The 26,839-nt window shown below is 56.6% G+C and carries 17 protein-coding genes, 2 tRNA genes and 3 rRNA genes; 11 read left to right on the top strand and 11 right to left on the bottom strand.

Annotation, left to right across the window (positions count from 1 at the left end; all coding sequences use genetic code 11):
- Positions 1 to 2: 2 nt before the first annotated feature.
- The 8 genes from AC6I1V_RS11710 to AC6I1V_RS11675 all read right to left on the bottom strand — a co-directional run bounded on the left by AC6I1V_RS11710 (position 3) and on the right by AC6I1V_RS11675 (position 10,047).
- On the bottom strand, positions 3 to 1,370 hold the full coding sequence (locus AC6I1V_RS11710; protein WP_302554623.1) for an APC family permease: 1,368 nt from the start codon (positions 1,368 to 1,370) through the stop codon (positions 3 to 5).
- 278 nt (positions 1,371 to 1,648) lie between these two features.
- Positions 1,649 to 2,536 carry an acetamidase/formamidase family protein gene (locus tag AC6I1V_RS11705; protein ID WP_486854915.1) on the bottom strand — a complete coding sequence of 296 codons (888 nt, stop codon included), beginning with the start codon at positions 2,534 to 2,536 and terminating at the stop codon, positions 1,649 to 1,651.
- Between the two features lie 405 nt (positions 2,537 to 2,941).
- Positions 2,942 to 3,520 (bottom strand): MucR family transcriptional regulator, encoded by a 579-nt coding sequence (locus AC6I1V_RS11700; protein WP_497736998.1) that lies wholly within the window; start codon positions 3,518 to 3,520, stop codon positions 2,942 to 2,944.
- Positions 3,521 to 5,004: 1,484 nt separating this feature from the next.
- Positions 5,005 to 5,119, bottom strand: a 5S ribosomal RNA gene (rrf, locus tag AC6I1V_RS11695).
- A 52-nt stretch (positions 5,120 to 5,171) separates the two neighbouring features.
- Positions 5,172 to 8,101: ribosomal RNA gene (locus AC6I1V_RS11690) — 23S ribosomal RNA — on the bottom strand.
- 157 nt (positions 8,102 to 8,258) lie between these two features.
- Positions 8,259 to 8,334 (bottom strand) — tRNA-Ala (locus AC6I1V_RS11685).
- A 6-nt stretch (positions 8,335 to 8,340) separates the two neighbouring features.
- Positions 8,341 to 8,417: transfer RNA gene (locus AC6I1V_RS11680), tRNA-Ile, on the bottom strand.
- A 79-nt stretch (positions 8,418 to 8,496) separates the two neighbouring features.
- Positions 8,497 to 10,047, bottom strand: a 16S ribosomal RNA gene (locus AC6I1V_RS11675).
- Together the 16S, 23S and 5S rRNA genes with 2 tRNA genes alongside form the textbook arrangement of a ribosomal RNA operon.
- A 94-nt stretch (positions 10,048 to 10,141) precedes the next feature.
- On the opposite strand from AC6I1V_RS11675, the gene AC6I1V_RS11670 reads away from it, so the two are divergent.
- A complete protein-coding gene (locus AC6I1V_RS11670) occupies positions 10,142 to 10,588 on the top strand; it encodes a hypothetical protein (RefSeq protein ID WP_486854474.1) in 447 nt (148 codons plus the stop codon).
- A 3-nt stretch (positions 10,589 to 10,591) separates the two neighbouring features.
- Here the strand turns inward: AC6I1V_RS11670 and AC6I1V_RS11665 are convergent, their stop codons facing one another.
- Positions 10,592 to 11,818: an aspartate kinase gene (locus AC6I1V_RS11665; RefSeq protein WP_302551477.1), complete on the bottom strand. Its 1,227-nt coding sequence runs from the start codon at positions 11,816 to 11,818 to the stop codon at positions 10,592 to 10,594.
- A gap of 51 nt (positions 11,819 to 11,869) precedes the next feature.
- A complete protein-coding gene (gene tsaE / locus AC6I1V_RS11660) occupies positions 11,870 to 12,364 on the bottom strand; it encodes a tRNA (adenosine(37)-N6)-threonylcarbamoyltransferase complex ATPase subunit type 1 TsaE (RefSeq protein WP_302551478.1) in 495 nt (164 codons plus the stop codon).
- 669 nt (positions 12,365 to 13,033) lie between these two features.
- Between tsaE and AC6I1V_RS11655 the strand changes: the two genes are divergently transcribed.
- The 9 genes from AC6I1V_RS11655 (at position 13,034) to AC6I1V_RS11615 (ending at position 23,980) form a co-directional block, all read left to right on the top strand.
- Positions 13,034 to 13,183, top strand: a complete 150-nt coding sequence (locus AC6I1V_RS11655; RefSeq protein WP_482333701.1) for a hypothetical protein — start codon at positions 13,034 to 13,036, stop codon at positions 13,181 to 13,183.
- 121 nt (positions 13,184 to 13,304) lie between these two features.
- Positions 13,305 to 14,234, top strand: a complete 930-nt coding sequence (truB, locus tag AC6I1V_RS11650; RefSeq protein ID WP_302551479.1) for a tRNA pseudouridine(55) synthase TruB — start codon at positions 13,305 to 13,307, stop codon at positions 14,232 to 14,234.
- A 31-nt stretch (positions 14,235 to 14,265) separates the two neighbouring features.
- Positions 14,266 to 14,529, top strand: a complete 264-nt coding sequence (gene rpsO / locus AC6I1V_RS11645) for a 30S ribosomal protein S15 (RefSeq protein ID WP_370640740.1) — start codon at positions 14,266 to 14,268, stop codon at positions 14,527 to 14,529.
- 145 nt (positions 14,530 to 14,674) lie between these two features.
- Positions 14,675 to 16,906, top strand: a complete 2,232-nt coding sequence (gene pnp / locus AC6I1V_RS11640; protein ID WP_482333704.1) for a polyribonucleotide nucleotidyltransferase — start codon at positions 14,675 to 14,677, stop codon at positions 16,904 to 16,906.
- Positions 16,907 to 17,466: 560 nt separating this feature from the next.
- Positions 17,467 to 19,542: a hypothetical protein gene (locus tag AC6I1V_RS11635; RefSeq protein ID WP_486854475.1), complete on the top strand. Its 2,076-nt coding sequence runs from the start codon at positions 17,467 to 17,469 to the stop codon at positions 19,540 to 19,542.
- Position 19,543: 1 nt separating this feature from the next.
- Positions 19,544 to 20,089 (top strand): hypothetical protein, encoded by a 546-nt coding sequence (locus AC6I1V_RS11630; protein WP_486854476.1) that lies wholly within the window; start codon positions 19,544 to 19,546, stop codon positions 20,087 to 20,089.
- Positions 20,090 to 20,104: 15 nt separating this feature from the next.
- Positions 20,105 to 20,590: a hypothetical protein gene (locus AC6I1V_RS11625; RefSeq protein WP_486854477.1), complete on the top strand. Its 486-nt coding sequence runs from the start codon at positions 20,105 to 20,107 to the stop codon at positions 20,588 to 20,590.
- Between the two features lie 54 nt (positions 20,591 to 20,644).
- Positions 20,645 to 22,270, top strand: coding sequence for a type IV pilus secretin PilQ (gene pilQ / locus AC6I1V_RS11620; RefSeq protein ID WP_486854478.1), 1,626 nt, complete (start codon positions 20,645 to 20,647; stop codon positions 22,268 to 22,270).
- Positions 22,271 to 22,273: 3 nt separating this feature from the next.
- Complete coding sequence (locus AC6I1V_RS11615) at positions 22,274 to 23,980, top strand: GspE/PulE family protein (protein WP_486854479.1); 1,707 nt, start codon at positions 22,274 to 22,276, stop codon at positions 23,978 to 23,980.
- Between the two features lie 803 nt (positions 23,981 to 24,783).
- Here AC6I1V_RS11615 and AC6I1V_RS11610 read toward each other — a convergent pair.
- On the bottom strand, positions 24,784 to 25,086 hold the full coding sequence (locus AC6I1V_RS11610; protein WP_497736997.1) for a hypothetical protein: 303 nt from the start codon (positions 25,084 to 25,086) through the stop codon (positions 24,784 to 24,786).
- 140 nt (positions 25,087 to 25,226) lie between these two features.
- On the opposite strand from AC6I1V_RS11610, the gene AC6I1V_RS11605 reads away from it, so the two are divergent.
- Positions 25,227 to 26,462 (top strand): type II secretion system F family protein, encoded by a 1,236-nt coding sequence (locus AC6I1V_RS11605; protein ID WP_486854681.1) that lies wholly within the window; start codon positions 25,227 to 25,229, stop codon positions 26,460 to 26,462.
- The last annotated feature ends 377 nt before the right edge of the window (positions 26,463 to 26,839 follow it).

Below are 26,839 nucleotides of genomic sequence, written 5' to 3'. Positions count from 1 at the left end.
GGTTACATCATGCTTTTCTTGAAGGCGTCGGGAACTTCCTTGTAGCCCTTGGACTTGATGTAGCCAAAGACAATGCCCACAGCAAGCCAGCTGAAGCCGAGGATCTGGGTCAGGTGGTCAAAGCCGCTCCAGACGTACAGCAGGATAAGCGTACCGGCCAGAGGGTAGACGAGGTAGTTCACCAGATCCATACCGCTGCGGCGCTGTTCCTTCACAAAGAAGAACCAGATTACCGAGAGGTTCAGCATCATAAAAGAGCTGATCGCGCCGAAGTTGACGAGCTTGGTGAGCTGTTCGTCGGTGAAGATGATGGTGCAGGCCAGCGACACTACGCCGATAAGCAGAATGGCGACATACGGCGTGCGGAACTTGGGGTGCACCTTGGCAAGAACGCCGGGCAGCAGCCTGTCGCGGCCCATGGAAAACAGCACCCGGCTGCACGCGGCCTGTGCGTTCAGGGTATTGGCGATGCCCACGGCAAGGATATTCACCACCAGCAGTATGATGCGGAACCAGTCGCCGATGGCGACGGCGCAGGCGTCGAACAGGGCGGTGGAGGCATTGTACTTGTTGTAGTCGGGCTCCATGAGGCAGACGATGTAGGTCTGGAGGAAGAACACCGTGCCGATGACGACCAGCGCGATCAGGATGGCGCGGCCCACGTTCTTCTCTGGCTCGGAAACTTCTTCGGCCAAAGTGCTGATCCCGTCAAAGCCGGTGAAGTTCAAGGCCGCAATGGTGCAGGCCGTAGCAATGAAGGTCAGGTTGACCTTGTCCGCCTGATAGATGGGCGTCATGGTCAGTTCCCCGGCCCCTCCGCCGCCGAGCACATACTTGAGGCCGCCGATCACAATGATCAGGACGATGCCGATTTCAACGACAAAGAAAAACATATCCACGCGGGCCGTGGTCTCAATGCCTTTTATGTTGATGGCCGTGTTCACGGCGATGAACATGAGGATCCAGACCCAGCCCGGAATTTGCGGGATGAGGCTCTGGCACCAGTTGCCGACAAAGATGTACAGCAGGCTGGGGACAAAAACATAGTCGAGCAGGATGAGCCACCCGGCGAGGAACCCCACATGCGGGTTCACGCCGCGCTGTACGTACGAGTACACGCTCCCGGCGATGGGGAACCGTTTCGCCATCTGGACGTAGGACAGCGCCGTAAAGAACATGGCGCAGAAGCCAACCAGATACACGAGAGGCGCCATGCCCTGAGCATCCCGGTTCACGTATCCGAAGATACTGTGCGGGGCGATGATGACCATGAACAGCAAGCCGTACACGGTCAAATCCCACAGGCTCAGGGTACGGTGCAGTTCCTGCCTGTACCCGAATTGTTCGACGGATCCTTTTTCTTCAGCCATTGTAACCTCCACAAATATTGACTCAACGCTTGCGGCACGAAGCAAACACGCCGAAGCGTCCGCCCGCGGACTCCCTCCCCGGACGGGCTTCCCTCCAGAAGCACAGGGGCATGCCCCGCTTCCCTTATGCAAAACGGCCCGCCCTTTCGGGTAAGGCCGTTCCCTCTCGTTTTCTCTCCGCTTTCCCCTTTCGGAAAACTGGAGGTTGTCCCTTTCCCTTCCATACGAGAAAAGGAAGGCCGTTACGGGAGGAGGACTCACGTCCCCCTCCCCAGTTTCTACAGCAGCGGCTTATCGGCACGCTTGGGTACGGAAATGCGGAGTACGATTTCCACAGGGCAAGGCTGGCATCCCTGATTGATGCACACGTCGCCCTCAAGGGACAGGTACAGGTAGGCATCCGTGGAATCGAGGCCGTAGGCGGCGCAGACAAGATCCTGCATCTGCGCGGAGGCGTCAATCAGCGCGGAGGTATAGTCCTTGCGGGCGCTCACGACATGCCAGGCATCGGCCGTTTCAATGACGGGCCAATCAAGCTTGCGGCCCTTGAGCACGCTCACGCGGACGGTGATGACCCCGCCGATTTCAAGCCCCGTGCCGCACAGTTCGCAGTCGCCCATGACGGCATGGATGTCGCCCATCTGAAGCAGTGCGCCTTCAACCTGTACGGGCAGGTACACCCGGCTGCCTGCGGTCAGCTTCTTGGAGTCCATGTTGCCGCCATGCTTTCCCGCATAGCCGCAGGCAATGGGCTCCCCGGCCGGGGCAACGCCCATGACGCCGATCATGGGATTGACTGGAATGCTCAGGCCGCCGAGTTCCGTTTTGCCGTCCTTAACGGGCAGGATACGGGTACGATCCACACAGCGGTCATACAGCGGGCCGATATTCGGGATGGTGGTGACAGCCCCCTTATCAGCCACTTCAATGGACAACACGTCCACAACAAGCACGTCGCCGGGCATGGCCCCTTCCACATAGAGCGGCCCCGTCGCCGGATTGGTACGCGAGAAATTGAACGATTCGCCTACAATGTCTTCTTCCGTACAAACCTGGCCGGAATAACAATCCAGTGTACGGAATGAGAATTCATCCCCATCCTTAGCGCGTGCAATGGGTTCATTCGCCTTATCAAAGGCATATACGTATCGAGTGAGTTCCGTCATAATACCCTCCTTGGCAAAAGCCTGTTCGCGGCAATCGAGCAGGTTTTGAACCTTCGCTTACAATAAGATGCGCGCATCTTAGACTTTTTAAATCCGTTTGTCATTGTATAAATAACAATTAAATTCAATATATTATACCACAACAAACATTCTCAGGCTTCCCTTGTCTGACCATATAATACGAATCGGTAACAAGTTACTGGCCAATCCCCGCGGCTTTCATGGGCTTATAAGCCGCACAGTGGCGGCCTGCAAGACGTCCCCTCTCGATATGTGGGTACCGGGCGACAACGCAATCCCGGTTTCACAAAAGCTGCCCATAGGAAAGGCAAGAAAGCCCTCCCCAAACGCCAACGGGCCGTCTCCTTTATGGTAGACGGCCCGTTGTGTCGCTAGGTTCAGGTCCTATTCCGCCTTTTTCTTTTCGCGGGCCTGCTGAGCCTTCAAGACATTCGCCTGAAGCTTATTAAGCAGCTTGCTGCTGATCAATTTTTGCTCTGGGCCATAGCCGCACAGCTTCTTATATTCTTCCACAGTCAAATCGTGGCTCTGAATATGCTTGGTGGTCAAATTTTGGAAGGTCTTGCCGCAAATGCAGCAAGCGATTTCCTGTTCAGAAATGGCTTCTTCCGGCTTCACCACAAGATTGCGGCGAGTGTATTTTTTCTTGGGAGCGCTGGGCTCGGAATCGTTTTTTTCCTTCTGAACTTCTTCCTCACAACACAACGATTCGGAGAGCGCCTCGGAATCCATGCCCGCGAGCTTGTTATTGGCCTGTATAAGGCCAGCCTTCATGAGTGTAAATTGCTCAATAAGAAACGGAACCGGCTGTTCGGGGTATCTATCCATAACGAGCTTAAGAAGTTCGGCATCGCTGATCATCATATCAACTCCTGTAAAACGTAATAACATTGTGCGGGTCATACCTAAGCCATTTTTGTACCGCTGTATATACCCTCTCCCAGAGGAAGAAATTTTTTCCATAAACGAAATCTGCTTGAACATACAGAGAGGCTATCTATATCTTTCAGAAAATTACCCGATATACAAGCCAATTCCCTTGAGAATACTTTTAGATTTTTACTTGATTTTCATCATATAGGAAAAATACATAGTTGCCCAAGAGGTTTATCAGACGCTTTTCATAATAAAAAACGCCGTGTTACATTCAAAAATATGATCTAAAATATAATGAAGAAAAATAATCCATCTTACATGCAACCATAACGGCTTATATTCCGTAACCTTCTTATCAGAGAAAAGATTACCTTTTTTCTACGTCAATACCCTTCCATTACTCAACTAAATTTTAGTAAACCAAATATAGTCGTTACAAACAGAGAGCATACCGATTAGTTCGATATTTCATATTTTTTTAAAATATATCGCATAATAAAAACTTTTTAGCAAAAACTTTTTATTCCATACTTATTTTTATCGACAGTACCCTCATTACAGTTTTCATATTACAATTTCCATCTCATAACAGAGCTACTTGTTATCCCACTACCAGAGAACAATTATGCGGGATATCACGCCTTTCTCTTTCCTCCAGTTCTGATAGCCGTAGTTTTCCATCTGCTGAAGCGTAAAAACGAAGGGTTCTCTGCCCAGCGAAGCGCCTCAGAAGAACGCATCTTTGCTTTTGCAACGCGTCTTAAAGGCTGTGCAGCAGCAAACGATAGAGTTTTTTTGGCCCTGTAAGAGTATCTGGTTGTTTTATCTCCGTAATACACTACAAGTATAGACTTTTTATCCAACTTTCTGCCGATGGACTCTATGGTTGGGGGATTTTTAGTTATTCCATTGGGATTTAAAGAAAGCATCAACCGTTTCCTATGGCACGGCTTCATGTTGAAGTTCCAAGTGACAGCCCCAAAAGCCCATGATCGTAGGGTCTGCCAAGCGGGAAAGCAGAGAAAAAACAGTATGCCTGTCATGTTTTAAAAAGGCTCTGTTATAGCTTGTGGTTGTTTCATCTCCACAGTGTGGTGAAAATACAGCCCTTTTCTCCGGTTTTCCCCTTGGCGGGAGCCACGACTAAGGCATTTTGCCGGTTAATCCTTTGGAACTTCAAGGAAAAAAGCATCAACTATTTTCTATAACACAGCCTTTAAGGAAGGATATCACGCCCCACGGCAGGGGTTTCTTAAAGGCATTGTAACCGGTGGTACACGGAGTGGGAGAGAGGGGAGGTTACGGGAAGGAGGCTGGGGCCGTTAGAAGGAGAGAGAGAGAGAGAGAGAGAGAGAGAGAGAGAGAGAGAGAAGGCTCTAAAGCCGTGGAGGGGAGAACTCCGGGTGGGAGCTGGAAAAAAGCGGGAGGGAAGCCGGGGAGGAGGGAGGGCGAGGCTGAGGGGGAAAGGGAGGGGAGGATTACTTAGTCGAGGGTTGCGGAGGGGATGCGGGAGTGCCTGCAAGACAAAAAACAACGGGCCGTCTTACGAAGACGGCCCGTTGGAAATAAAGTCTTGGCGTTGTTCTACTTTCCCACGTAAGAATGCGCAGTATCATCGACGATGGAGAGCTTAACTACCGAGTTCGGAATGGGATCGGGTGTACCCTCTCCTCCATGAACACCAAGACAAATCTCTATTAATATGAATTGATAGGGGGTAGGAAGGGGAAAGTTTTTGACAAATAAGCCGCTCGGGCTATTAGTACTGGTCAGCTGAGCGCGTCGCCGCGCTTACACCTCCAGCCTATCGACCGGGTAGTCTACCCGGGCCCTTCAGCTCTTTCGAGGGGAGAACTTATCTTGAGGCAGGCTTCCCGCTTAGATGCTTTCAGCGGTTATCCCTTCCGCACATAGCTACCCTGCTGTGCCGCTGGCGCGACAACAGGATCACCAGGGGTGCGTCCATCCCGGTCCTCTCGTACTAGGGACAGGCCCTCTCAATTCTCCTTCGCCCACAGAAGATAGGGACCAAACTGTCTCACGACGTTTTAAACCCAGCTCGCGTACCACTTTAAACGGCGAACAGCCGTACCCTTGGGACCTGCTTCAGCCCCAGGATGTGATGAGCCGACATCGAGGTGCCAAACCGCATCGTCGATGTGAACTCTTGGATGCGATCAGCCTGTTATCCCCGGCGTACCTTTTATCCAATGAGCGATGGCCCTTCCATTCGGGACCACCGGATCACTAACGCCAACTTTCGTTCCTGTTCGAGATGTCTCTCTTACAGTCAAGCTCCCTTATGCGTTTGCACTCAGCGCCTGGTTTCCGATCAGGCTGAGGGAACCTTTGCATGCCTCCGTTACACTTTAGGAGGCGACCGCCCCAGTCAAACTACCCGCCAGACACTGTCTTTCTCCGGGATGACCGGAAGAAGTTAGGATCTTAAACATGCAAGGGTGGTATTTCAACGATGGCTCCCCCCATACTGGCGTACAGGGTTCACAGCCTCCCACCTATCCTACACATGCAGGCCCAAAATCCAATGTCAAGCTATAGTAAAGGTGCACAGGGTCTTTCCGTCTTTCTGCGGGTACACGGAATTTTCACCGCGACTGCAATTTCACCGAGTCTCTGGCCGAGACAGTGTGGAGATCGTTACGCCATTCGTGCAGGTCGGAACTTACCCGACAAGGAATTTCGCTACCTTAGGACCGTTATAGTTACGGCCGCCGTTTACTGGGGCTTCAATTCGGAGCTTTGCTTGCGCTGACTCCTCCTTTTAACCTTCCAGCACCGGGCAGGCGTCAGTCCGTATACGTCGTCTTTAGGACTTCGCACAGACCTATGTTTTTAGTAAACAGTCGCCACCACCAATTCACTGCGGCTCTCCGGGGCTTCATATGTTAAACATGTCACCCTAGAGAGCACCCCTTCTTCCGAAGTTACGGGGTTATTTTGCCGAGTTCCTTGGCCAGAGTTCTCTCGAGCGCCTTGGATTGTTCATCCCACCCACCTGAGTTGGTTTGCGGTACGGATTGCTGCGGATATACTTAGGAGCTTTTCTAGGCAGCATAGACTCAACGGCTTCAGGGCTTGCGCCCACGGACTCGCGTCTCAGATTCGTCCGGCGGATTTGCCTACCGGATATTCCTACACGCTTGCACCGGGATATCCAACACCCGGCCCGCCTATCTTCCTGCGTCCCTCCATCGCGCTACGCAACAAGTACAGGAATATTAACCTGTTTTCCATCAGTTACGGCTTTCACCCTCACCTTAGGATCCGACTAACCCTGGGAAGATTACCTTTACCCAGGAAACCTCGGGTTTTCGGCGAATATGTTTTTCACATATTTTATCGTTACTCATGTCAGCATAATCACTTCACTACAGTCCAGCATGCCTTCCGGCACACCTTCAGCCCGTAGCGAACGCTCCCCTACCCAACCTCCAAAGGAGATTGCCAAAGCTTCGGTACCATGCTTAGCCCCGTTACATTTTCGGCGCAGAGCCATTAGACCAGTGAGCTATTACGCTTTCTTTAAACGATGGCTGCTTCTAAGCCAACGTCCTGGCTGTCTGAACGGTTCCACTACCTTCACCACTGAGCATGGATTTGGAGACCTTAGCTGTTGGTCTGGGCTGTTTCCCTTTTGACGACGAACCTTCGCACCCGCCGTCTGACTCCCGGGATACAATTAAGCGGCATTCTGAGTTTGATAGAGTTTGGTAATCTGGTAGGACCCCTAGCTCTGTCAGTGCTTTACCTCCGCTAATCAATTCCCGAGGCTATACCTCAATATATTTCGGGGAGAACCAGCTATCACCGGGTTTGATTGACCTTTCACCCCTATCCACAAGTCATCCGGAACGTTTTCAGCCGTTGACGGTTCGGTCCTCCACAAGGCTTTACCCTTGCTTCAACCTGCTCATGGATAGATCACCCGGTTTCGGGTCTACTCCAACGTACTCATCGGCCTATTAAGCCTCGCTTTCACTGCGGCTACGCTTTCGCTTAACCTCGCACGGTAGAGTAACTCGCTGACTCATTATACAAAAGGCACGCGATCACTGCAAAAAGCAGCTCTCGCAGCTTGTAGGCAACAGGTTTCAGATTCTATTTCACTCCCCTAACAGGGGTTCTTTTCACCTTTCCCTCACGGTACTAGTTCACTATCGGTCGCTGAGGAGTACTTAGCCTTAGAGGATGGTCCCCCTAGATTCCCACGAGGTTCCACGTGCCTCGCAGTACTCAGGTACCGGCTGCGTCCTTTTCGGTTTCGTGTACGGGGCTGTCACCCGCTATGGCGGAGCTTTCCAGCTCGCTTCCCCTGCCTACTCCGGAATCACGTATGCCGGCCCTACAACCCCGAATGGTCGAAACCATCCGGTTTGGGCTCTTCCCATTTCGCTCGCCGCTACTTTGGGAGTCTCGTTTGATTTCTCTTCCTCCGGGTACTGAGATGTTTCACTTCCCCGGGTTGGCTTCTCTGGACCTATGTATTCAGTCCAGGATGATGGGACATGACTCCCATCGGGTTTCCCCATTCAGAAATCACCGGATCATAGGATGTTTAGCTCCTCCCCGATGCTTATCGCAGCTTACCGCGTCTTTCATCGCCTCTCAGCGCCAAGGCATTCACCTGTTGCCCTTGATATCTTATTTCTCAAGAACTTTACTCTTCCCTTCCCATTCCCCTATTCAATTGTAAATGAGCAGCAACCACCGGTGTTTCCGGCCGGTGCGGCCAGGCCATGCCTGGATGACTGCCGCGAAGCCTTCGCGCCAATGACCAATCATGGGCTGTACGTCAGCAAGCTTGTGGTGGAGGTAGGCGGAATCGAACCGTCGACCCTCTGCGTGCAAAGCAGATGCTCTCCCAGCTGAGCTATACCCCCGATAAGTGGTGGGCCTGGAAAGACTTGAACTTTCGACCTCACGCTTATCAGGCGTGCGCTCTAGCCACCTGAGCTACAGGCCCCTGACGTTAACTTCTCAAAGAGCATGGCATCAAGCCCTTGTTCCTTGCAAGTGAAGAGCGAGTTGGGAATTTTTCCTATAAAGGAGGTGATCCAGCCGCAGGTTCCCCTACGGCTACCTTGTTACGACTTCACCCCAATCATCGGCCCTACCGTAGACGGCTGCTCCTCTTGCGAGTTAGCCCACCGGCTTCGGGTAAAACCGACTTTCGTGGTGTGACGGGCGGTGTGTACAAGGCCCGGGAACGCATTCACCCGAGCATGCTGATCTCGAATTACTAGCGATTCCGACTTCATGGAGTCGAGTTGCAGACTCCAATCCGGACTGGGACGCGTTTTTTGGGATTGGCTCCACCTCACGGTCTCGCTGCCCTTTGTGCGCGCCATTGTAGTACGTGTGTAGCCCCAGGCGTAAGGGCCATGATGACTTGACGTCGTCCCCACCTTCCTCCCCGTTGACCGGGGCGGTCTCTCCAGAGTGCCCAGCTTCACCTGATGGCAACTGAAGATAGGGGTTGCGCTCGTTGCGGGACTTAACCCAACACCTCACGGCACGAGCTGACGACAGCCATGCAGCACCTGTCTTAGGGCTCCCCGAAAGGCACCCCTTCATTTCCGAAGGGTTCCCTAGATGTCAAGCCTGGGTAAGGTTCTTCGCGTTGCATCGAATTAAACCACATACTCCACCGCTTGTGCGGGCCCCCGTCAATTTCTTTGAGTTTCAGCCTTGCGACCGTACTCCCCAGGCGGGGTGCTTATCGCGTTGGCTACGGCACCGAGACATACATCCCAGCACCCAGCACCCATCGTTTACGGCGTGGACTACCAGGGTATCTAATCCTGTTTGCTACCCACGCTTTCGCACCTCAGCGTCAGTTACCGTCCAGGCGGCCGCCTTCGCCACCGGTGTTCCTCCAGATATCTACGGATTTCACTCCTACACCTGGAATTCCGCCACCCTCTCCGGTACTCAAGCCCGGCAGTATCAAGGGCAGTTCCACAGTTGGGCTGTGGGATTTCACCCCTGACTTACCGGGCCGCCTACGTGCGCTTTACGCCCAGTGATTCCGATTAACGCTTGCACCCTCCGTATTACCGCGGCTGCTGGCACGGAGTTAGCCGGTGCTTCCTTTGGGGGTACCGTCAAGCCCTCGCATTATTCACACGAGGGGGTTTCTTCCCCCCTGACAGAGGTTTACGATCCGAGAACCTTCATCCCTCACGCGGCGTCGCTGCGTCAGGCTTTCGCCCATTGCGCAATATTCCCCACTGCTGCCTCCCGTAGGAGTCTGGACCGTGTTCCAGTTCCAGTGTGGCCGGTCATCCTCTCAGACCGGCTACCCATCGTCGCCTTGGTGGGCCGTTACCCCGCCAACTAGCTAATGGGACGCGGACTCATCCTTAAGCGATAGCTTGCAAGCAGAGGCCATCTTTCCCCCCAACGATAAAATCGGGAGCGTATTCGGTATTAGCGACCGTTTCCAGCCGTTATCCCCATCTTAAGGGTAGATTATCCACGCGTTACTCACCCGTGCGCCACTTTACTCATCCCGAAGGACTTTCACGTTCGACTTGCATGTGTTAAGCACGCCGCCAGCGTTCAATCTGAGCCAGAATCAAACTCTCCAGTTGATTGAAAACAACTAGCTTGCCCATATTTCTATGGACTAAAACTCAAAGTATCTTTTCCCAACTCGCTCTTCACTTGTCAAAGAACCGGAGGCCATTGCCTCAGCCGCGTCGGTTTCCGTCAGCGGCGAAGCGGGAACTTATCCCGCCCGGTCCAGCTTGTCAACAACTTTTTTTTTCAAACCCCGAAGTTTTTTTCGAGGCGCACCCTGAGGATTTCTCCCCGGCGCAGAAGCGGGAACTTATCCCGACTCCTTCTCGCTGTCAACAACTTTTTCCGTTTTTTTCAAAAAACCGTCACCGCGCTTTCACAGCGACGCCACCACAACTGCAGGTTGTTTTCAACTCGCAGCCGAAGCATTTGCATACCTTGCCCCAGACCCCGCCCTCTGTCAACCATTTTTTGACTTTTTTCCAAAACATTTTCTTTCCAGTATCCAACCTTTTTGTTTTATTGCACTATGAGAATATGCGCTTCCGGGATGATACTCAGAAAAAAAGCCCGGAAAGTGGACTCTCCGGGCCTTCACATCAAGTTGCCTGACGGCTAGGCGTGATCAGGCTTGTGCAGTTCAAACGCATCGTGCAGGGTGCGGACAGCAAGTTCGGTGTATTTTTCATCGATCAGACAGGAGATTTTGATCTCGGACGTACTGATCATCTGGATGTTGATGTTTTCCTGCTGCAGGGCGGCGAAGGCCTTGGTCGCCACGCCGGTGTGGTTGCGCATGCCCACGCCGATGACGGAGACCTTGGCGACGTAGGGATCGTGTTCCACGCCCGTGCCGCCGATCCTCGCGACGATTTCCTTCATCAGATGAATGGCTTTCTCCAGATCCTTGCGGGACACGGTGAAGGTCATGTCCGTCACCCCTTCGCGGCTGGCGGTCTGGATGATCATATCGACCATGATGCCGTTTTCGGACAGCGGCGCAAAAAGGGCGGCGGAGACGCCGGGGCGGTCAGGAACCCCGCATACGGTTACACGGGCCTGATCCTTGTCATATGCAATGCCGGAGACGAGCACGGCTTCCATCATGGCGTCCTCCTGGGCGACCAGCGTTCCCGGGTCATCAGAAAACGTGGAGCGCACGTGAACGGGAACATTATACTTCTTTGCGAACTCCACAGAACGGATTTGCAATACCTTTGCACCCATGGAAGCCATTTCAAGCATTTCCTCATAGGTGACGCGATCGAGTTTGCGAGCCGTGGAGCACAGATTGGGGTCCGTCGTATAGACCCCGTCCACATCCGTATAGATTTCACACTCGCAGGAATCCAGAGCGGCGGCCAGCGCCACGGCGGACGTATCGGACCCGCCACGGCCGAGCGTGGTGATGCGCCCGTCTTCCGTCGTACCCTGAAAACCGGCGACCACGAGCACGTCGTGCGCCTCAAACTCTTTACGGATACGGGAGGCATCAATGGAGAGGATACGGGCACGGCCGAATTCATCGTTCGTGATGATCGGGATCTGCCAGCCGAGCATCGAACGGGCCTTGATGCCGGAGTCCTTGAGCAACATGCTGAAAAGCGCGACTGAGGCCTGCTCGCCCGTGGAGAGCAGGCTGTCCACTTCCGCCAGATCAGGCTCTGCGGCCCAACGGGTCGACAGATCCAGCAGTTTATTGGTCTTCCCGGACTTGGCGGAAAGCACCACGACTACCTTGTATCCCTGATCCAGAGCGGCTTTCACCTTACCACGCACCATTTTCAGGCGGTCGATGTCGGCTACGGACGTCCCTCCGAATTTTTGTACCAGAATACGCATAGCTGAGTCCTTCATCGTGACCTGTGAGGCAGAAACCCTTCCTCTTTGCCGTCATTCCCCGGAATCGCGGAGACGGGCCAGTTTCTGCAATACGCAGTGCGCCGCCTTCCCATAGGGGGACAGCGTTACCAACCTGTTATTTTTGCAGACTTGAAACAGGATGTCCAGACGTTTCGGGGGCAAATTCTCGGCCGCAATCCGCTCGGCCCACTCGACGAGCACCAGTCCTGATTCCGTATCCAGCGCCTCATCCACTTCATCAGGCAATGCGCCCTCCGAGCGGTACAGATCGCAATGGATGACGGAGGGCGTCGTAGGATAGCTGTTGCATAAGGTAAAGCTCGGGCTGGAAACTTCCGCATTCTCCCCGCCGGGCAGGGCTTCGATGAGGCCGCGCGTGAATGTGGTCTTGCCTGAGCCGAGATCGCCGTAAAACAATATGCTGTGAACCTGCTCGCCGCCCTCGGCATACTGTTCGTTCAGCACCCGGCCAAGCTGCCTGCCGAGCCCGACGGTCGATTCGGCATCGGGAAGGGATATATCCATGAGAAAATCCTTATTAAAAGCCTGGGGGAAATCAAAAAGCCGACAGGCCCTCGGCAGCAAGAAACCGTATGGCCTCAGCGTTTGCCGCCATGCCCTTGCGGGAAGCCGCCCTAGCCATCCCATTGAACCATCTCTTCTTGAAACCATCCGCAAACAAAGATGACCATTCCGATTACCGGAAACCTGAAGGAAACTCAACGCTTCCTCACGCCCACCCCTGAAGGGGCCGCCGAACGGCCCGGAACGGCAGGCAAACCTGAAGGCTGGATCAGGGAGAAGGTTGATGCTTTATTTTTTGAGGCTTTGTTATAGTTTATGGTTGTTTTATCTTCACAGTGCGGTGAAAATACAGCCTTTTTATCCGGTTTTCCCCTTGGCGGGAGCCACGGCTAAGGCATTTTTCCGGTTATCCATTTGGAATTTCAAGAAAAAAACATCAACCATTTTCTATAACACAGCCTTTTTTGAAATCCTAAAGGGATAACCCAATAAAATGCCTGAGTATAGAGCCCCTCGGCTGAAAAACAGGAAAAAACGTCGGCAGTTTCACCATCCTGTGGGGATAAGACAGCCATATTAAAAGGCTCCGTCATAGTACGTGGCTGTTTCTTCTCCACAGCACGGTGAACATACAGCCTTTTTATCCGGTTTTCCCCCTTGGCGGACTTCATGGCTGAGACATTTTATTGGTTATTCCCTTGGAACTTCAAAGAAAAAGCATCAACCATTTTCTATGGCACAGCCTATAAAAACAGCCAGATACAGGCAGGGCCAATCCGAATATCCGTCAGCCAAAAGCCGCCGGAACGGAAGGGATAGCCGGTATGAAACAAGGAAACCACCATCTGGAAGGCGCTGTCCCCAAATACCTTCGGCCTCCACATCTCTCACAAGAACCACTGGACGGCCGGAAAAAAAACGTATAGAGTGCTCACCTCATATGGAACAACAGCACGGTCTTCTTGTGGTCGACAAGCCACGCGGGCTCTCGTCCGCCCAGTGTACCAACCGATTCAAACGGTTGGGGCAGAAAAAGATAGGACACGCAGGCACCTTGGACCCGATGGCTCAGGGCGTTTTGTTGGTGCTCCTTGGGCATGCGACCAAAATTTCCGGGTATCTCATGGCGGGGGGCGTCAAAGCCTATCAGGGGACTGTCCGGCTTGGGCAGACTACAGATACGTGGGACGCCGAAGGCCGGATTACCGCCGAAGCGCCGTGGGATCATGTGACAGCCGAAGCCGTAGCCGACGTTATCGCTGGCTGGGTGGGCACGAGCGAACAGCCAGTACCGCCCTATTCGGCGGCCAAGCATCAAGGCCAGCCCCTCTACAAGCTGTCACGGGAGGGGAAAGAAACCCCGCTCAAAATCAAGACCATCGAAATTTCGCGTGCGGAAGTCCTCAGGGTTGAGCTTCCGTACGTCACTTTCCGAGTCATTTGCAGTTCCGGCACTTACATACGATCCCTCGCCCACAGCTTGGGGACGCGTTTGGGGTGCGGAGCCGTGCTCACGGAACTGATTCGGGAGTATAGCCACCCCTTTGGCCTCGACAGGGCGTGTCCGTTGGACACGCTGCTCGCCGAGCCCGAAACGCTGCCTGAACGGGTCATCCCCGTGACCGCCGCCCTCCCCCACTGGCCTACGATCACCGTGACCGGGCAGGAAGAGGCGGACACGAAAAACGGCAGGATCCTTGTGTGGACGGAGGCGCGCCGCGCGCGTTCCAGAGCACAGGACGGGACGGACATCCCGTGCGTCCCCGGCGCCAATGCCGTCCTGCTCTCGCCCGACGGGCAGCCGCTCGCGCTTGCCGAAGCCGCCCCAGGCGGCCCGGCCTGGAGAGTGCTCAGGGGACTTTGGAACTAACGCAACCCATTCGGAGGATATCGCTGTGGTTATGGACGCCGCCCAGAAAAAGGCTGTTATCGAAGCTCACGCCAAGCATGAAGGCGACACCGGCTCCCCGGAAGTTCAGGTAGCCCTGCTTACCGCCCGCATTGAAGGCCTCACCGGGCACTTCAAGGAACACAAGAAGGACTTCCACTCCCGCCGTGGCCTGCTCAAGCTCGTCGGCCAGCGCCGCAACCTGCTGAACTACCTCAAGAGCAAGGATATTCAGCGTTACCGCGCTCTCATCGAAAAGCTGGGACTGCGCAAGTAAGTGCGTTTTCAGGGGGGAGCCTTGGGCTCCCCCTTTCCACATCATCAACCTCAACCCGTCATGAGAAGGAGTTTCCGCGAACAGGATCGACGTTTGGATCGATATTGTTCCCGGAGTCTCCTTCCCGAAGAGAAAAGGATTCACCATGAGTTTTAGAAAAGCCCCCACCCGGGTTTCCGCCACCATCGGCGGCAAGGAAATCATCCTTGAGACCGGCCGCGTCGCTACGCAGGCCCACGGCTCCGTTACCATCCAGTGCGGCGGCACCGTCGTGCTCGTTACCGTTTGTTCACAGCCCCTCGACTTCGACCGCGGCTTCTTCCCGCTGACCGTGGAATATTCCGAGCGCATGTATGCCGCGGGCCGTATCCCCGGCAGCTTCTTCCGCCGCGAAATCGGCCGTCCGTCCGAACGCGAGACCCTCGTTTCCCGCCTCATCGACCGCCCGATCCGCCCGCTGTTCCCCAAGGGGCTGCCCGAAGACGTGCAGGTGCTCGCCAGCGTCATTTCCTCCGACCAGGAAAACGAATCCGACGTGCTCTCCATCACGGCCGCTTCCGCCGCCGTCATGCTCTCGCCCCTGCCCTTCGCCGAAGCCGTTGCCGGCGGGCGCATCGGACGCATCAACGGCCAGTTCGTCCTGAACCCCACCGTCAAGGAAATGGCCGAAAGCGACCTGAACATCGTGTTCGCCGCTTCCGCCGACGCGCTGGTCATGGTTGAAGGCGAAGCCACCTTCGTTCCCGAAGACGTGATCATCGATGCCCTCGAATGGGGCCGCAAGGAAATCCAGCCCCTCGTCGAAGCGCAGGTCAAGCTGCGTGAGCTCGCGGGCAAGGCGAAGATGCCCTTCACCCCGCAGGAAGACGACGCGGCCCTGCTCGCCCGCATCGAAGAGCTTGCCGCCGAAGCCGGCCTCGAAGCCGCCATGCGCGTGCCCGAAAAGCTGGCCCGCAAGGATGCCCGCAAGCTCGTGAAGGAAAAAATCGTCGAAGCCCTCAAAGCCGATCCGACTTATGGCGAAGACGAAAAAGCCCTTTCCTCCGTCGGCGACATCATCGGGCACATCGAAAAGAAGGTCGTGCGCAAGCGCATCCTTGAGGAAGGCACCCGCATCGACGGCCGCGACACCAAGACCGTGCGCCCCATCGAAATCCAGCCCGGCATCCTGCCCCGCGCCCACGGCTCCGCGCTGTTCACGCGCGGCGAAACGCAGTCCATGTGCGTGACCACGCTCGGCAGCTCCACGGACAACCAGCGCATGGACTCGCTCACCGGCGACGTGACCAAGACCTTCATGCTGCACTACAATTTCCCGCCCTTCTCCGTGGGCGAAGTGAAGCCCGTCCGCGTGTCCCGCCGCGAAATCGGCCACGGCGCGCTGGCCGAAAAAGCCCTCAAGCCCATCATCCCCGCGGGTGACGGCTTCCCCTTCACCGTCCGTGTGGTGGCCGAAACGCTGGAATCCAACGGCTCCTCTTCAATGGCCGCGGTATGCGGCGGCTGCCTGTCCCTCATGGACGCGGGCGTGCCGATCTCCGCTCCGGTCGCCGGCGTAGCTATGGGCCTCATCAAGGAAGGCGACAACTTCATCGTGCTGACCGACATCCTCGGTGATGAAGACGCCCTCGGCGACATGGACTTCAAGATCGCCGGCACCGCCGAAGGCGTGACCGCCGTGCAGATGGACATCAAGATCACCGGCCTGACCACCGAAATCATGCGCAAGGCCATGCGCCAGGCGCATGAAGCCCGCCTTCATATCCTCGGCGAAATGAAGAAGGCCATCGACGGCCCCCGCGCCGAACTCTCCAAGTATGCCCCGCAGCATGCCGAAGTCTTCGTGAACCCCGAAGTCATCCGCATGATCATCGGCCCCGGCGGAAAGAACATCAAGGCGATCACCGCCGCCACCGGCGCTTCCGTGGACATCGAGGACAGCGGCCGCATCTCCATCTTCGCCCCCACCGCCGAATCCATGGAGCAGGCCAAGGAACTGGTGCAGTACTACGACCAGCGCCCCGACCTCGGCAAGAACTACATGGGCAAGGTCCGCAAGGTGCTGGAAATCGGCGCCATTGTGGAAATCATGCCCAATGTCGAAGCCCTCGTGCACATCTCGCAGCTTGATACCAGCCGCGTGGCGCAGGCTTCCGACGTGGCCCACCTCGGCGAAGACATGCTGGTGAAGGTCATCGAAATCAACGGCGACCGCATCCGTGCCAGCCGCAAGGCCGTCCTCCTCGAAGAACAGGGCATCGAATGGAAGCCCGAAGACACCGCCCGCCCCGCCCGCGCCCCGCGCGGCGAAGGCGACCATCGCGGAGACCGTGGGGATCGCGGTGAACGCCGCGAACGCCGTCCCCGCCGTGACTAACGCAGCAAACTGAGGCCCGGCCTCGATACCCACCGGGAAGCCCCTTCCCGGCCCCTGAAAAGGGGGAGGAAGCATATGCTTCTTCCCCCTTTTCGCTTTGGTTCCGTCGTGGCGTTCGGTTGCTTCATTTCCATAACTCGGTGAAAATACAGCCTCTCTATCCAGCTTCCCCATTGGCGGAATCCACAGTTAAGGCATTTTATTGTTTATCCCTTTGGAATTTCGAGAAATAAAGCATCAGCCGTTTTCTATGGCACAGCCTTGGAAAATCATCGAAAAGGTGCATGTCTCTGTAACGTACCGCCCTCGTTGCCGGAGTGCTTGGAATGGGCTCCGGCTTGTTGGAGCGACCGCACTCTTTTACTGTACCCCGTACCGGGATAAACGGCTTTTTCAACACATTCTCTATGAAAAACCATAACTAAGCGGAGATATATTCTATATTCCGCCTCAGCCGCGTTTTAACGCCCCATCCCGGCAAAATAAACAAGAACCCGCTTGCTCTCACCACCATTGACGGCTATCATTCCATCCCAATTGATAGCCCACGGGGTGTTAACGTGTCTTTATCCACAAGTCAGGCCAGTGCCGTACGGAAACTGCCGGATCATATCCGCAGTACACCCCCAAAAGACGACCCTTCAGCTTCTTTCGCCTCTCCCCTCCCTGTTCCCCCCGCCGCGCCCCACCGCTCCTTGTTCGGCAAAGAGCGCCCGGTTGTGGGGATGGATGTCGGCAAGGGCAGGATCTGTCTTGCGCAATGCCGCACCGGAAGCGCACCAATCCTTGAGGCCATCCAGAGCTTCACTATCCCTGAAGACATGGGATGGGAAACGCCGGGCCTTGCCGACAGGGTGCGCGAAGCCCTGAACGCCTTCCTTCCCCGCGGCGGGCGCGACGCGGACATATGGGTCCGGCTTCCTGACGGGCAGGACGAACTCCGCCATTACCGCATCCCCAAAGTCAGCCCCAAAGATCGCGACGCCATCGCCATGATGGCCGCGGGCCGGGAAAAGCCGTTCAACGAGGCCGAAACCATCTTCGACTATCGTGTGGGCGCCGAAGTGTTGGACAAGGGCGTGCCCCGCCTCCCCGTCACCGCCATGATCGCCAACAAGGACGCGGTCAACACCGTCAGGCATACGCTCGCCGCAGCCGGCGTTTCCCCGGCGGGCATCACTTCCGGGAACATCTGCGCACAAAACCTGTTCGCTTCAGGGTGGCTGGCCTCGCCGTGGGAACATTTCGCCTTTGCCGACATCGGGGAGGATTCCACCCGCATCGGGATCTTTTCCGGCACCGGCATCGCACTCAGCCGAACCATCAAAACCGGGCTGAAAAGCCTCGTCACCGCATTGCAGGAATCCCACGGCGGCGGACGCCGCAAGAAAACTCCGCCCCCGGTCGTGCCGCCCATGCCGCAGCACCTGCCGATGGAGGCGTTGGGCGGGGAACTTGCCGGGCCCCATTCCGAACAGCAGGCCGTTTCGCCATTCACCTTGTCCGTGGACTCGTTCCCGTTGATCCTGCGGCCGGAATCCCTGCCGCTGGAACTGTCCCTGCCACAGCAGCCGCCAATGGATATGGCTTCGGCACCTGCCGCGCCCCCCGCGCCCGCAACGCCCCTTTCCTCCGTCCCCGCCGAACAGCCCCCGGACGACGGCATTTCCTATGAAGAAGGCCTGCGTCTCCTCTGCGAAAACAGGCTCCGCACTCCCGAAGAAGAGGAAAGCCTGCTTCTGCGCCTTTCCCAGCCTCTCGGCAGGCTGGCGCGGCAGTTGGAACGCACCGCCGACCACTTCCGCAACGCTATGGGGATGCCGAACATCCAAGGCGTCATCGTGTCCGCCCCCGGAGGGTGCATGGCGCTTGCGCTGAAACGATTTGAATCCGCCCTTGGCCTCCCCTGCCGCCCGCTCCGCTTCGAGGGGCAGGCCATGCCCGGCGCGGCTGCGGATCTGGAAAAGGCGCTGTCCAGCCCCGCCAATGAAAACCTGCTTCAGGCCATCGGCCTAAGCCTCTCCGCTCCCGCGTATACGCCCAATGCCGTCATGACCTGCAAGGATCGGAAAAGCAGGGAACGGCAGATGCGGATCACGTCCCTTTCAATGGTGATTACGACCGCCGCGCTCATGCTGCTTCTGACCTTCTGCGGCAAGCTGTACATGGGCTATTTGGACGGAAAGGCGCACAAGGCCGAGCTGGAAAACCGGATTGCCTCGTGGCCCGTGCTCTACACGCCGGATCAGCTCAGGAGCAGCCTGGCTGATACCCGGAAATGGCAGATGCAGGCCCGGATGCTGGCGAAACGCCGTATCGCCGCCGCGCTCGTGACCGAACTCTCGGCCATCACCCCTGAGGACATCCACATCACAGGCATGCGGGTTATGTTCAAGGACATGGCCTCCGGCAGACAGGAAACGCGGCGCGGCACGAAGAAGCCATCCGAACCCGAAGAAAACGCCGTCGCCGTGCTCACTGGGAGCGCGGTGGGCGACATGCTCCGGCGCGAATCGCAGCTTGCGGAATTCCTCAGCCAACTGGAGCACTCGCCTATGGTTCTGTCCTTGCTTGTGGAAAAGCAGCAGACGGATACGGAAATCCTCTCCTTCGTCGCAACCCTGAGGCTGGTGTAACATGCGCCTCCCGCCCGCCCCGGCATGGTTCCCCCTCAGGGCCCTCGCCCTTCAGGGCGTGGCGGCGCTGTGCGTGCTGCTGTTTTGCCTCGCCCCGCTCCGCTACTGCACATGGAAGCTCGAAGCGGAAATCAAGGAGCTCGAAAACCGGATACAGGTACAGGAAACCCTCCAGCCGCTCATGGAAGGGCTCAATGCCCGGCGCGAGGAAACCCGGCGACTCCTCGGAGCGGCCAGCCCCCTGCCGACGCCGGATACCCTGCCGCTCATCATCGCCTCACTCCAGGAAATGGTCAGCCTTTCCGGGATGCAAAGCTCCCGTTTCGTCCCCGCCGCCGAAACCGTTGTGGAAAAGAACCGTATCCGTCTGGACGGCACCCTTTCCGGCCCTCCCGACAATTTCCGGCGGCTTGTCCTCCTGCTGAGCGAACAGCCGTGGCTTTCCGGCATGGAATTCCTGAACGTCACCCCTTCCGAAGCGCACCCCGCATATTCACTGGGGATTTGGGCCACATTCACGCAGCCGGCCAACATCCTGCGGCACTGATAAGGGGCTGAGACGATGACGCTTCGGGAAAAGATACTTTTGGCGGTCATGGGGGCCTCCGTCATGGGGGGAGGCATCCAGTCCGGCCTTTCGATGCTGCCTTCCCCTGCGCCGTCCGGCACGGACAGTTCCCTCCGGCAAGCCCAGTCCGCCGCCGGGGAAGTCGCAGCACTCCTGCGGGCCCTCCCGCTCTCGGAAGGCCAGCGCTACATCCTCGCCTCTTCGCTGCGCCCGGCCCCACGCAATCCGTTCACCCTTCCGGCAAGCGGGCTGCCGGACACGAAACAGGCGGCATCCTCAAACGCTTCGGGCCTCGTCTATTCCGGCTATGTGCAGGCCGGGAAGAAAGCCCTCGCCATCATCGGCGGGCTGGAATACGGCGTGGGCGACACGCTCCCCAATACCGGCGACGTGATCCGGTTCATCGATCCCGACGGCGTGCGCCTTTATTCGCCTTCGCGGAATGCCGAGTGGACCCTGCCCTACTCCGGGGACGACTAACCTCGCCTCTCAACGAACAGCTTCGGCGCGACCCGGCGGCGAGTGGAGAATACTATGCGACAACGGCCCTTTTCCTTCCTCTGTCTCCTGGCCATGCTCTGCCTGCTGGCGTCCTGCTCCCCCAAGCAAGACAAAAAGCAGGCGTTCATGGATCATTGGAAACAGCTTTCGCAGGATTCACAGGGGTATTCGCCCACGCCCTCCGATCTGCGCCCCGAACCCCGTGTGATCATGCGCCACGCGGAAAAACGGGAACAGGCCGTGCCCCGTCCCCTGCCCGCCATCCCCGTTACCCTCAAACTCCATAACGTGGACGTCGGCGTCGCCCTGCGCAGCCTCGCGGCCGCCGCCGGGGTCAACATCATACTCAGCCCCGGCGTGGGCGGGACGGCCAGCCTCAATGTCCAGAAATCCCCGTGGCGGGACGTGTTCCAAGGGCTGCTGCGCTCCAACGGCCTGCAATACCGCTGGCAGGGCAATATCCTGCAAGTCTTGACCGCCGTGGAAAAGCAGAAGGAAATCAACCTCCAGACGCTCGACAACCAGCTTGCCCAGCAGGAGCTCATCTCACGCCAGAATTCGCCGCTCACCGTCAGCGTGGTCAGCGTGCGCTATGCCGAAGCCGCGGCCCTGCAGCAGAGCCTCACCAAATTCCTTACCGCCGCCAACGGGCAAGGCGGGCAGGCCGCCGTCATCGAAGTGGACGAACACAGCAACGCCCTGATCATACAGGCTACGGAGCAGGATCAGCAGCGCATCATCAGGCTTGTGGACAACCTCGACCGCCCGCGCCCTCAGGTTCACCTCAAAGCCTACATTGTGGAAGCCACCAAGGAAACCGCCCGCGAACTCGGCGTGCAGTGGGGCGGCGTCTGGCGCTCCGGCTCCTTCGGCAACGGCAACCACGCATGGATCGGTTCCGGCGCATCCGGCACGCAGGGGCAAGACCCCGTCACCGGCGGCCTGACCGGGACGCATGGCTCCGGCCTCGGCGGAACGCCTTTCGGCCTCGACTATTCCGGCATCGCATCCAACGACATGGGTTCGCTCGGCTTCCTGTTCGGCAAGGCCGGAGGCAGCATGCTTGAAGCCCAGCTCAACCTCATGGAAAAGGACGGCACCATCAACATCCTGTCCTCGCCTTCCATCACCACGCTGGACAACAAGATGGCCTACACCGAAAACGGCGAAAAAGTCCCCTATGTCTCCACAAGCAACATGGGCGACCGTGAAGTCAAATTCGAGGATGCGGTACTGCGCCTTGAGATGACGCCCAACGTCATCGACGGCGACAACCTCAAGCTCAAGGTGCTGGTCAAGAAGGACGAGGTGGACACCTCCCGTTCCGTGGAAGGCAACCCCTTCATCATCAAGAAGCAGACCGAGACGACCCTCATCATGCGCAACGGCGAAACCGTGGTCATTTCCGGCCTGACCAAGGAAAAGGGCACGGACGTCAACGCGGGCGTTCCCGGTCTCAAGGACATCCCCGGCGGCAGGCACGTCTTCGGCCACGAGAGCAAGGGCAAGGCGATGGAGGAAGTGCTTATCTTCATTACGCCGGAAATCCTGCCCACGCGCGAGCTGCCGCCGCTCCCGCCCGCGCCTTCCATGAGCGAAAGCCCTTCGCTCCGAAACGGGGCGTCTCCCACACCCCCGGCCGGGGCCGTGAGGAGATAGCGCATGCATACGCGAATGAGACTCGGAGAATTGCTGCTGGACTCCGGCCTGCTCAGCGCCGGCCAGCTTGAAACCGCCCTCCAAGGCCAGCGCAGCAGCGGCTTGAAGCTCGGCGAATACCTGATCAAGCAGGGGATCTGCCGTGAGAGCGACGTTGTGGACGCCGTGTGCCGCCAAACGGGCATCGAGCGCTATACGCCCTCCCGTTTCCCGCTGAACCTGTCCCTTTCCGAGCGCCTGCCCGCCGACGCCGCGCAGCGCACCAATGCCGTCCCCCTGCTCATCCGTGGGGATGTGCTGGTCGTGGCGATGATGGACCCGCTGGACATTGACGCGCTGGATCGCATTGAAATCGCCACGGATCGGGAAGTGGAGCCGGTCATGTGCCTCCGGCAGGAGTTCACCCAGCTCTACGCCGCGCTGTACGGCCATTTCAACACGATGGACGGAGTGATGGAGAGCTTTGCCGCCCTGCCCGATCAGCCCGTGGCGTCCGACGATCTGCTCATCGCCAGCGAAACGCCCAGAGACGAGCTCGGCCAGCCCGACGAAGCCCCGGTAGTCCGCCTCGTCAACTCCATCCTGACGCAGGCGGTACGCGAATCGGCGAGCGACATCCACATCAGCCCGGAAAAGGATTCCATCCAGATCCGTTTCCGCATCGACGGCAGGCTCCGCAAAACGCCCTCGCCCCCGAAAAACGTCGGGGCCTCCATCGTCTCGCGCATCAAGATTCTGGCGAACATGGACATTTCCGTTACCCGCCTGCCGCAGGACGGGCGCTTCACCATGATGGTGGATCGCCGGGAAATCAACGTCCGCGTCTCCACCCTGCCGACCATCTACGGCGAAAACGTGGTCATGCGCCTGCTCGATATGAGCACCAACCACGTCCACACGCTGGACAAGCTCGGCATGAGCGGCAAGGACTGCAAGGCCATTTTCAAAACGCTCGAAAGGCCCTACGGCATGATCCTGTCCACTGGCCCCACCGGGAGCGGCAAGAGCACCAGCCTCTATTCCATCCTCCAGCTTCTCAACAAGCCCGACGTAAACGCCATCACGCTTGAAGATCCCGTCGAATACCGCATTGACGGCATCCGGCAAGTTCAGCTCAACGTCCGGGCGGGCATGACCTTCGCCTCCGGCCTGCGCTCCATCCTGCGTCAGGATCCTGACGTGATCATGGTGGGCGAGATCCGCGACGGCGAAACCGCACAGATCGCCGTACAGGCGGCACTCACCGGGCACCTCGTGCTGTCCACCCTGCACACCAACGACGCGCCCGGCGCCGTCTCCCGGCTCATGGAAATGCACATTGAGCCTTACCTCGTCGCGTCCGTGCTCCTCTGCTCGTTTGCCCAGCGCCTTGTCCGCAAAGTGTGCCCCCATTGTGCCGAGCCCTATGATCCGCCCCGCGCCCTGCTCAGGCTTTTTGGAATCAAGGATGGGGAAAGGGCGGCCTTCCGGCGCGGGAAAGGCTGCTACCATTGCGGGAACACGGGCTATTTGGGCCGGATCGGCATTTTTGAGGTGATGCCCGTGACGCCGGAAATCCAAGAAGCCATTGTCCGCCGGGCCCACGCGCAGGAGATTTCCGCCATCGCCCAGCGGCAGGGCGTCATGAACACCCTCGCTCAGGACGCGGCCCACAAGATCCGCGCCGGGATCACCACCGTCGAGGAAGCCCTCCGCTTTGCTATGGTATAAAAAGGGAGACCGGGGGAGGGAAACCTTTCTGAAGAAAGGTTGTCCCTCCCCCGTACCCCCTCCCTTCCCAAGACTTTCGACTGGTGGGGAGGCCGCACGAAAGGAGTTCCTGTCGGGCGGCTGCTGGGGCAAGTTGCCGATGTTCCGAAAATATGCTTTTGGCTGTGTCATAGGAAACGGTTGATGCTTTATTTCTTGAAAATTCCAAAGGAATAACTAGGCCGTGTCGTCGTTTAACATAACCATTTGAAATTATTTTAAATAACTCTTTTGCGGCTTAAAAACAGTTAAATAATTTCAATAGACTATATCTAATTGACGACACGGCCTAGTAAAATGCCCCAATCAAGAGGCCCTCAGCGGGAAATATTGGATAAAAAGTCTATATTTTCAGTATACTGTGGAAATAAAACAATCACATACTCTGACAGAGCCATAAGCAATAATGTGCCTCAACCATTGGGACAATTAGCGAGAAAAACTGAATAACAGTCTGCAATTCTTTATATTATAGAGATGAAAAGCAACCACATACTCTGATAGGGCTATTCTTTTTTGCGTTACGTATTGGTTGTATCACAGCAAATGATTGATGTTTCATTTCTTGAAACTCCAAAATGGCGAACAACAAATACCCTATCCATAGATTCAACTGACGGAAAAATTGAAGGAAACGGCTGTATTTTTATAACTATAAATATATAACAATCATACTCCATAACAAAGTATGATGCATTTATTAAAATCACAAATAAAAAACGTCATTATCATAGCAATATATTGCCATTTCATTTTATGTAATTTTAAAAAAATATCAGGTAAAATATTTTCATTGTTAAAATTACAGCAACCACATTTAAAAATTCAACAAAGCCAACTCCTATAAAGTCATACCAATCAAATGCTATGGCAGAGCCCCCAAAAACAATAATTGTTATGGCACGAAAGCAGTCAGCAGAAAAAATAGATAAACGATAATTATTCATTAGAGATATGAATATCGGACATATTCTATGATAAAGCCTGCGGTGATCATCCTGAACCGTACCGGACACCGGCAAAACGGGGACATCGCCAAATGCTTTCTTACCGTTCAGGCCAACCATACGAAGGGACTCCTGCCGGACAGCCTCCCCACCAGTCGAAAGTCTTAGGGGGATGAGGGGAGGGGGTTCGGGGGAGGGGAGAAGGGCCCCTTCTCCAGAAGGGGCCCTTCTCCCCTCCCCCGTTTATGCAAAGGACACTCATGGCGGATCTGAAACATACGTACGCCTACCGGGCGATCAATGACGAAGGCGTGACGCTCACCGGCGATGTTGAGGCCGAAAGCGCGGAACAGGCGCGCCAAACGCTGCTTGGCCGCGGCCTCATGCCGACTGGGGTTACCCGTCAGGACGGCCCTTTGAAGGGCAAGCGCCTCAAAAGGCTCTTCCAGAAGCCGGTCACCTGCAAACAGATCATCCTGTTCAGCAAACAGTTCCGCACGTTGTTCAACGCGGGCGTCCCCATCACGCAGCTTCTGGGCATCCTCCAGACGCAGACGGAAAACCCCACGCTCAAATCCGCCACTGCGGACATCGCGCAGCAGGTAAGCACGGGCGGTACGCTGTATAACGCATTCCGGTCGCATCCTGATATTTTCTCCCCACTCTACTGCGCCATGATCCGGGCTGGTGAATTCAGCGGCTCGATGGGCGGCGTGCTGGATCGCCTCACCTACCTGCTGGAACACGAAAACAAAATCCACAGCGACGTGAAATCAGCCCTGCGCTACCCCAAAATCGTGCTGATCACGCTGGCCGGGGCCTTTCTTTTCCTCCTCAACTGGGTAGTCCCGAACTTCGCCAAGCTGTTCGCCAACGCCAAAATCGAACTGCCGTACCCAACGCGCATGGCCCTTGCCATGAATGCCGCACTGTCCGGCTACTGGTATCTGCTGCTGGCGGCTGCCGTCGGCATATTCTTCTGGGCGCGCTGGTGGATACGGACAAGCCGGGGCCGTTACCTGTGGGATCGGGCATTGCTTACCCTCCCGCTCGTCGGCAAGGTCGTCCAGATGTCGATCATGGCCCGTTTCGCCGCCATCTTTTCCATCCTCCAGCGCAGCGGCGTCAGTATCCTTGATTCACTGGATATTCTTTCAGAAACCATCAACAACGCCGCGCTGGAACGGGAATTTTCCGCCATCAAGGAAAAACTCCGATCAGGCCAAGGCATCGCGGAACCGCTCAGCAGCGCCCGCTATTTCACGCCGCTGGCCATCAATATGATGGCCGTAGGCGAAGGTGCCGGCAACCTTGAAGCCATGCTTGACGATCTCGCCGCCCATTATGACGAAGAGGTTGAGTACGCCGTGGCTGAAATGACCGAAGCCATCGGCCCCATCCTCATCGTCGTCCTCGCCGCCGTCGTCGGCTTCTTCGCCCTCGCCATCTTCATGCCCATGTGGGACATGACCAAGCTGGCATCCGGCGGATATTAAGGCCGGACAGCGAGGCCGCAGGAAAGCTCTTTTCACAGGAAAGGGACTCCCCTCCTTTCAGCGGCTTTTCCCCTTTGGCTCTGCCATGACATGGGGCTGCTTCATCTCCACAGTATGGTGAAAATACAGCCCCTTTCTCCAGTTTTCCCCTTGGCGGAACCTGTGGCTAAGGTATTTTGTTGGTTATTCCTTTGGAACTTCAAGAAAAAAGCATCTGCCATCTTCTATGGCACAGCCTTCCCCTGTATGAAGCCCTTTTCTTCTGCGGCAAGGATTCCAGTCCGCCTTGCCCCGCATATTTCCTCCGGCGGACCGAGGGACGGCAGCCTCCGCATGAAGCGCCGCACTCCGCCGATCTCCATGAGCCGTTACGGAAG

The sequence above is a fragment of the Bilophila sp. T19-St14 genome, assembly GCF_059728385.1.
This window is presented reverse-complemented; position numbering and strand designations above follow the sequence as displayed.

Coding starts and splice junctions, on each gene's coding strand:
- AC6I1V_RS11705 (WP_486854915.1), bottom strand. CDS start 2,536: ATGACGGAACTCACTCGATACGTATATGCCTTTGATAAGGCGAATGAA.
- AC6I1V_RS11655 (WP_482333701.1), top strand. CDS start 13,034: ATGGCTGAGACATTTTATTGGTTATTCCCTTGGAACTTCAAAGAAAAA.
- tsaE (WP_302551478.1), bottom strand. CDS start 12,364: ATGGATATATCCCTTCCCGATGCCGAATCGACCGTCGGGCTCGGCAGG.
- AC6I1V_RS11700 (WP_497736998.1), bottom strand. CDS start 3,520: ATGGAAAAAATTTCTTCCTCTGGGAGAGGGTATATACAGCGGTACAAA.
- AC6I1V_RS11630 (WP_486854476.1), top strand. CDS start 19,544: ATGCGCCTCCCGCCCGCCCCGGCATGGTTCCCCCTCAGGGCCCTCGCC.
- truB (WP_302551479.1), top strand. CDS start 13,305: ATGGAACAACAGCACGGTCTTCTTGTGGTCGACAAGCCACGCGGGCTC.
- AC6I1V_RS11710 (WP_302554623.1), bottom strand. CDS start 1,370: ATGGCTGAAGAAAAAGGATCCGTCGAACAATTCGGGTACAGGCAGGAA.
- AC6I1V_RS11610 (WP_497736997.1), bottom strand. CDS start 25,086: ATGGTTGGCCTGAACGGTAAGAAAGCATTTGGCGATGTCCCCGTTTTG.
- rpsO (WP_370640740.1), top strand. CDS start 14,266: ATGGACGCCGCCCAGAAAAAGGCTGTTATCGAAGCTCACGCCAAGCAT.
- AC6I1V_RS11605 (WP_486854681.1), top strand. CDS start 25,227: ATGGCGGATCTGAAACATACGTACGCCTACCGGGCGATCAATGACGAA.
- pilQ (WP_486854478.1), top strand. CDS start 20,645: ATGCGACAACGGCCCTTTTCCTTCCTCTGTCTCCTGGCCATGCTCTGC.
- AC6I1V_RS11625 (WP_486854477.1), top strand. CDS start 20,105: ATGACGCTTCGGGAAAAGATACTTTTGGCGGTCATGGGGGCCTCCGTC.
- AC6I1V_RS11615 (WP_486854479.1), top strand. CDS start 22,274: ATGCATACGCGAATGAGACTCGGAGAATTGCTGCTGGACTCCGGCCTG.
- AC6I1V_RS11665 (WP_302551477.1), bottom strand. CDS start 11,818: ATGCGTATTCTGGTACAAAAATTCGGAGGGACGTCCGTAGCCGACATC.
- pnp (WP_482333704.1), top strand. CDS start 14,675: ATGAGTTTTAGAAAAGCCCCCACCCGGGTTTCCGCCACCATCGGCGGC.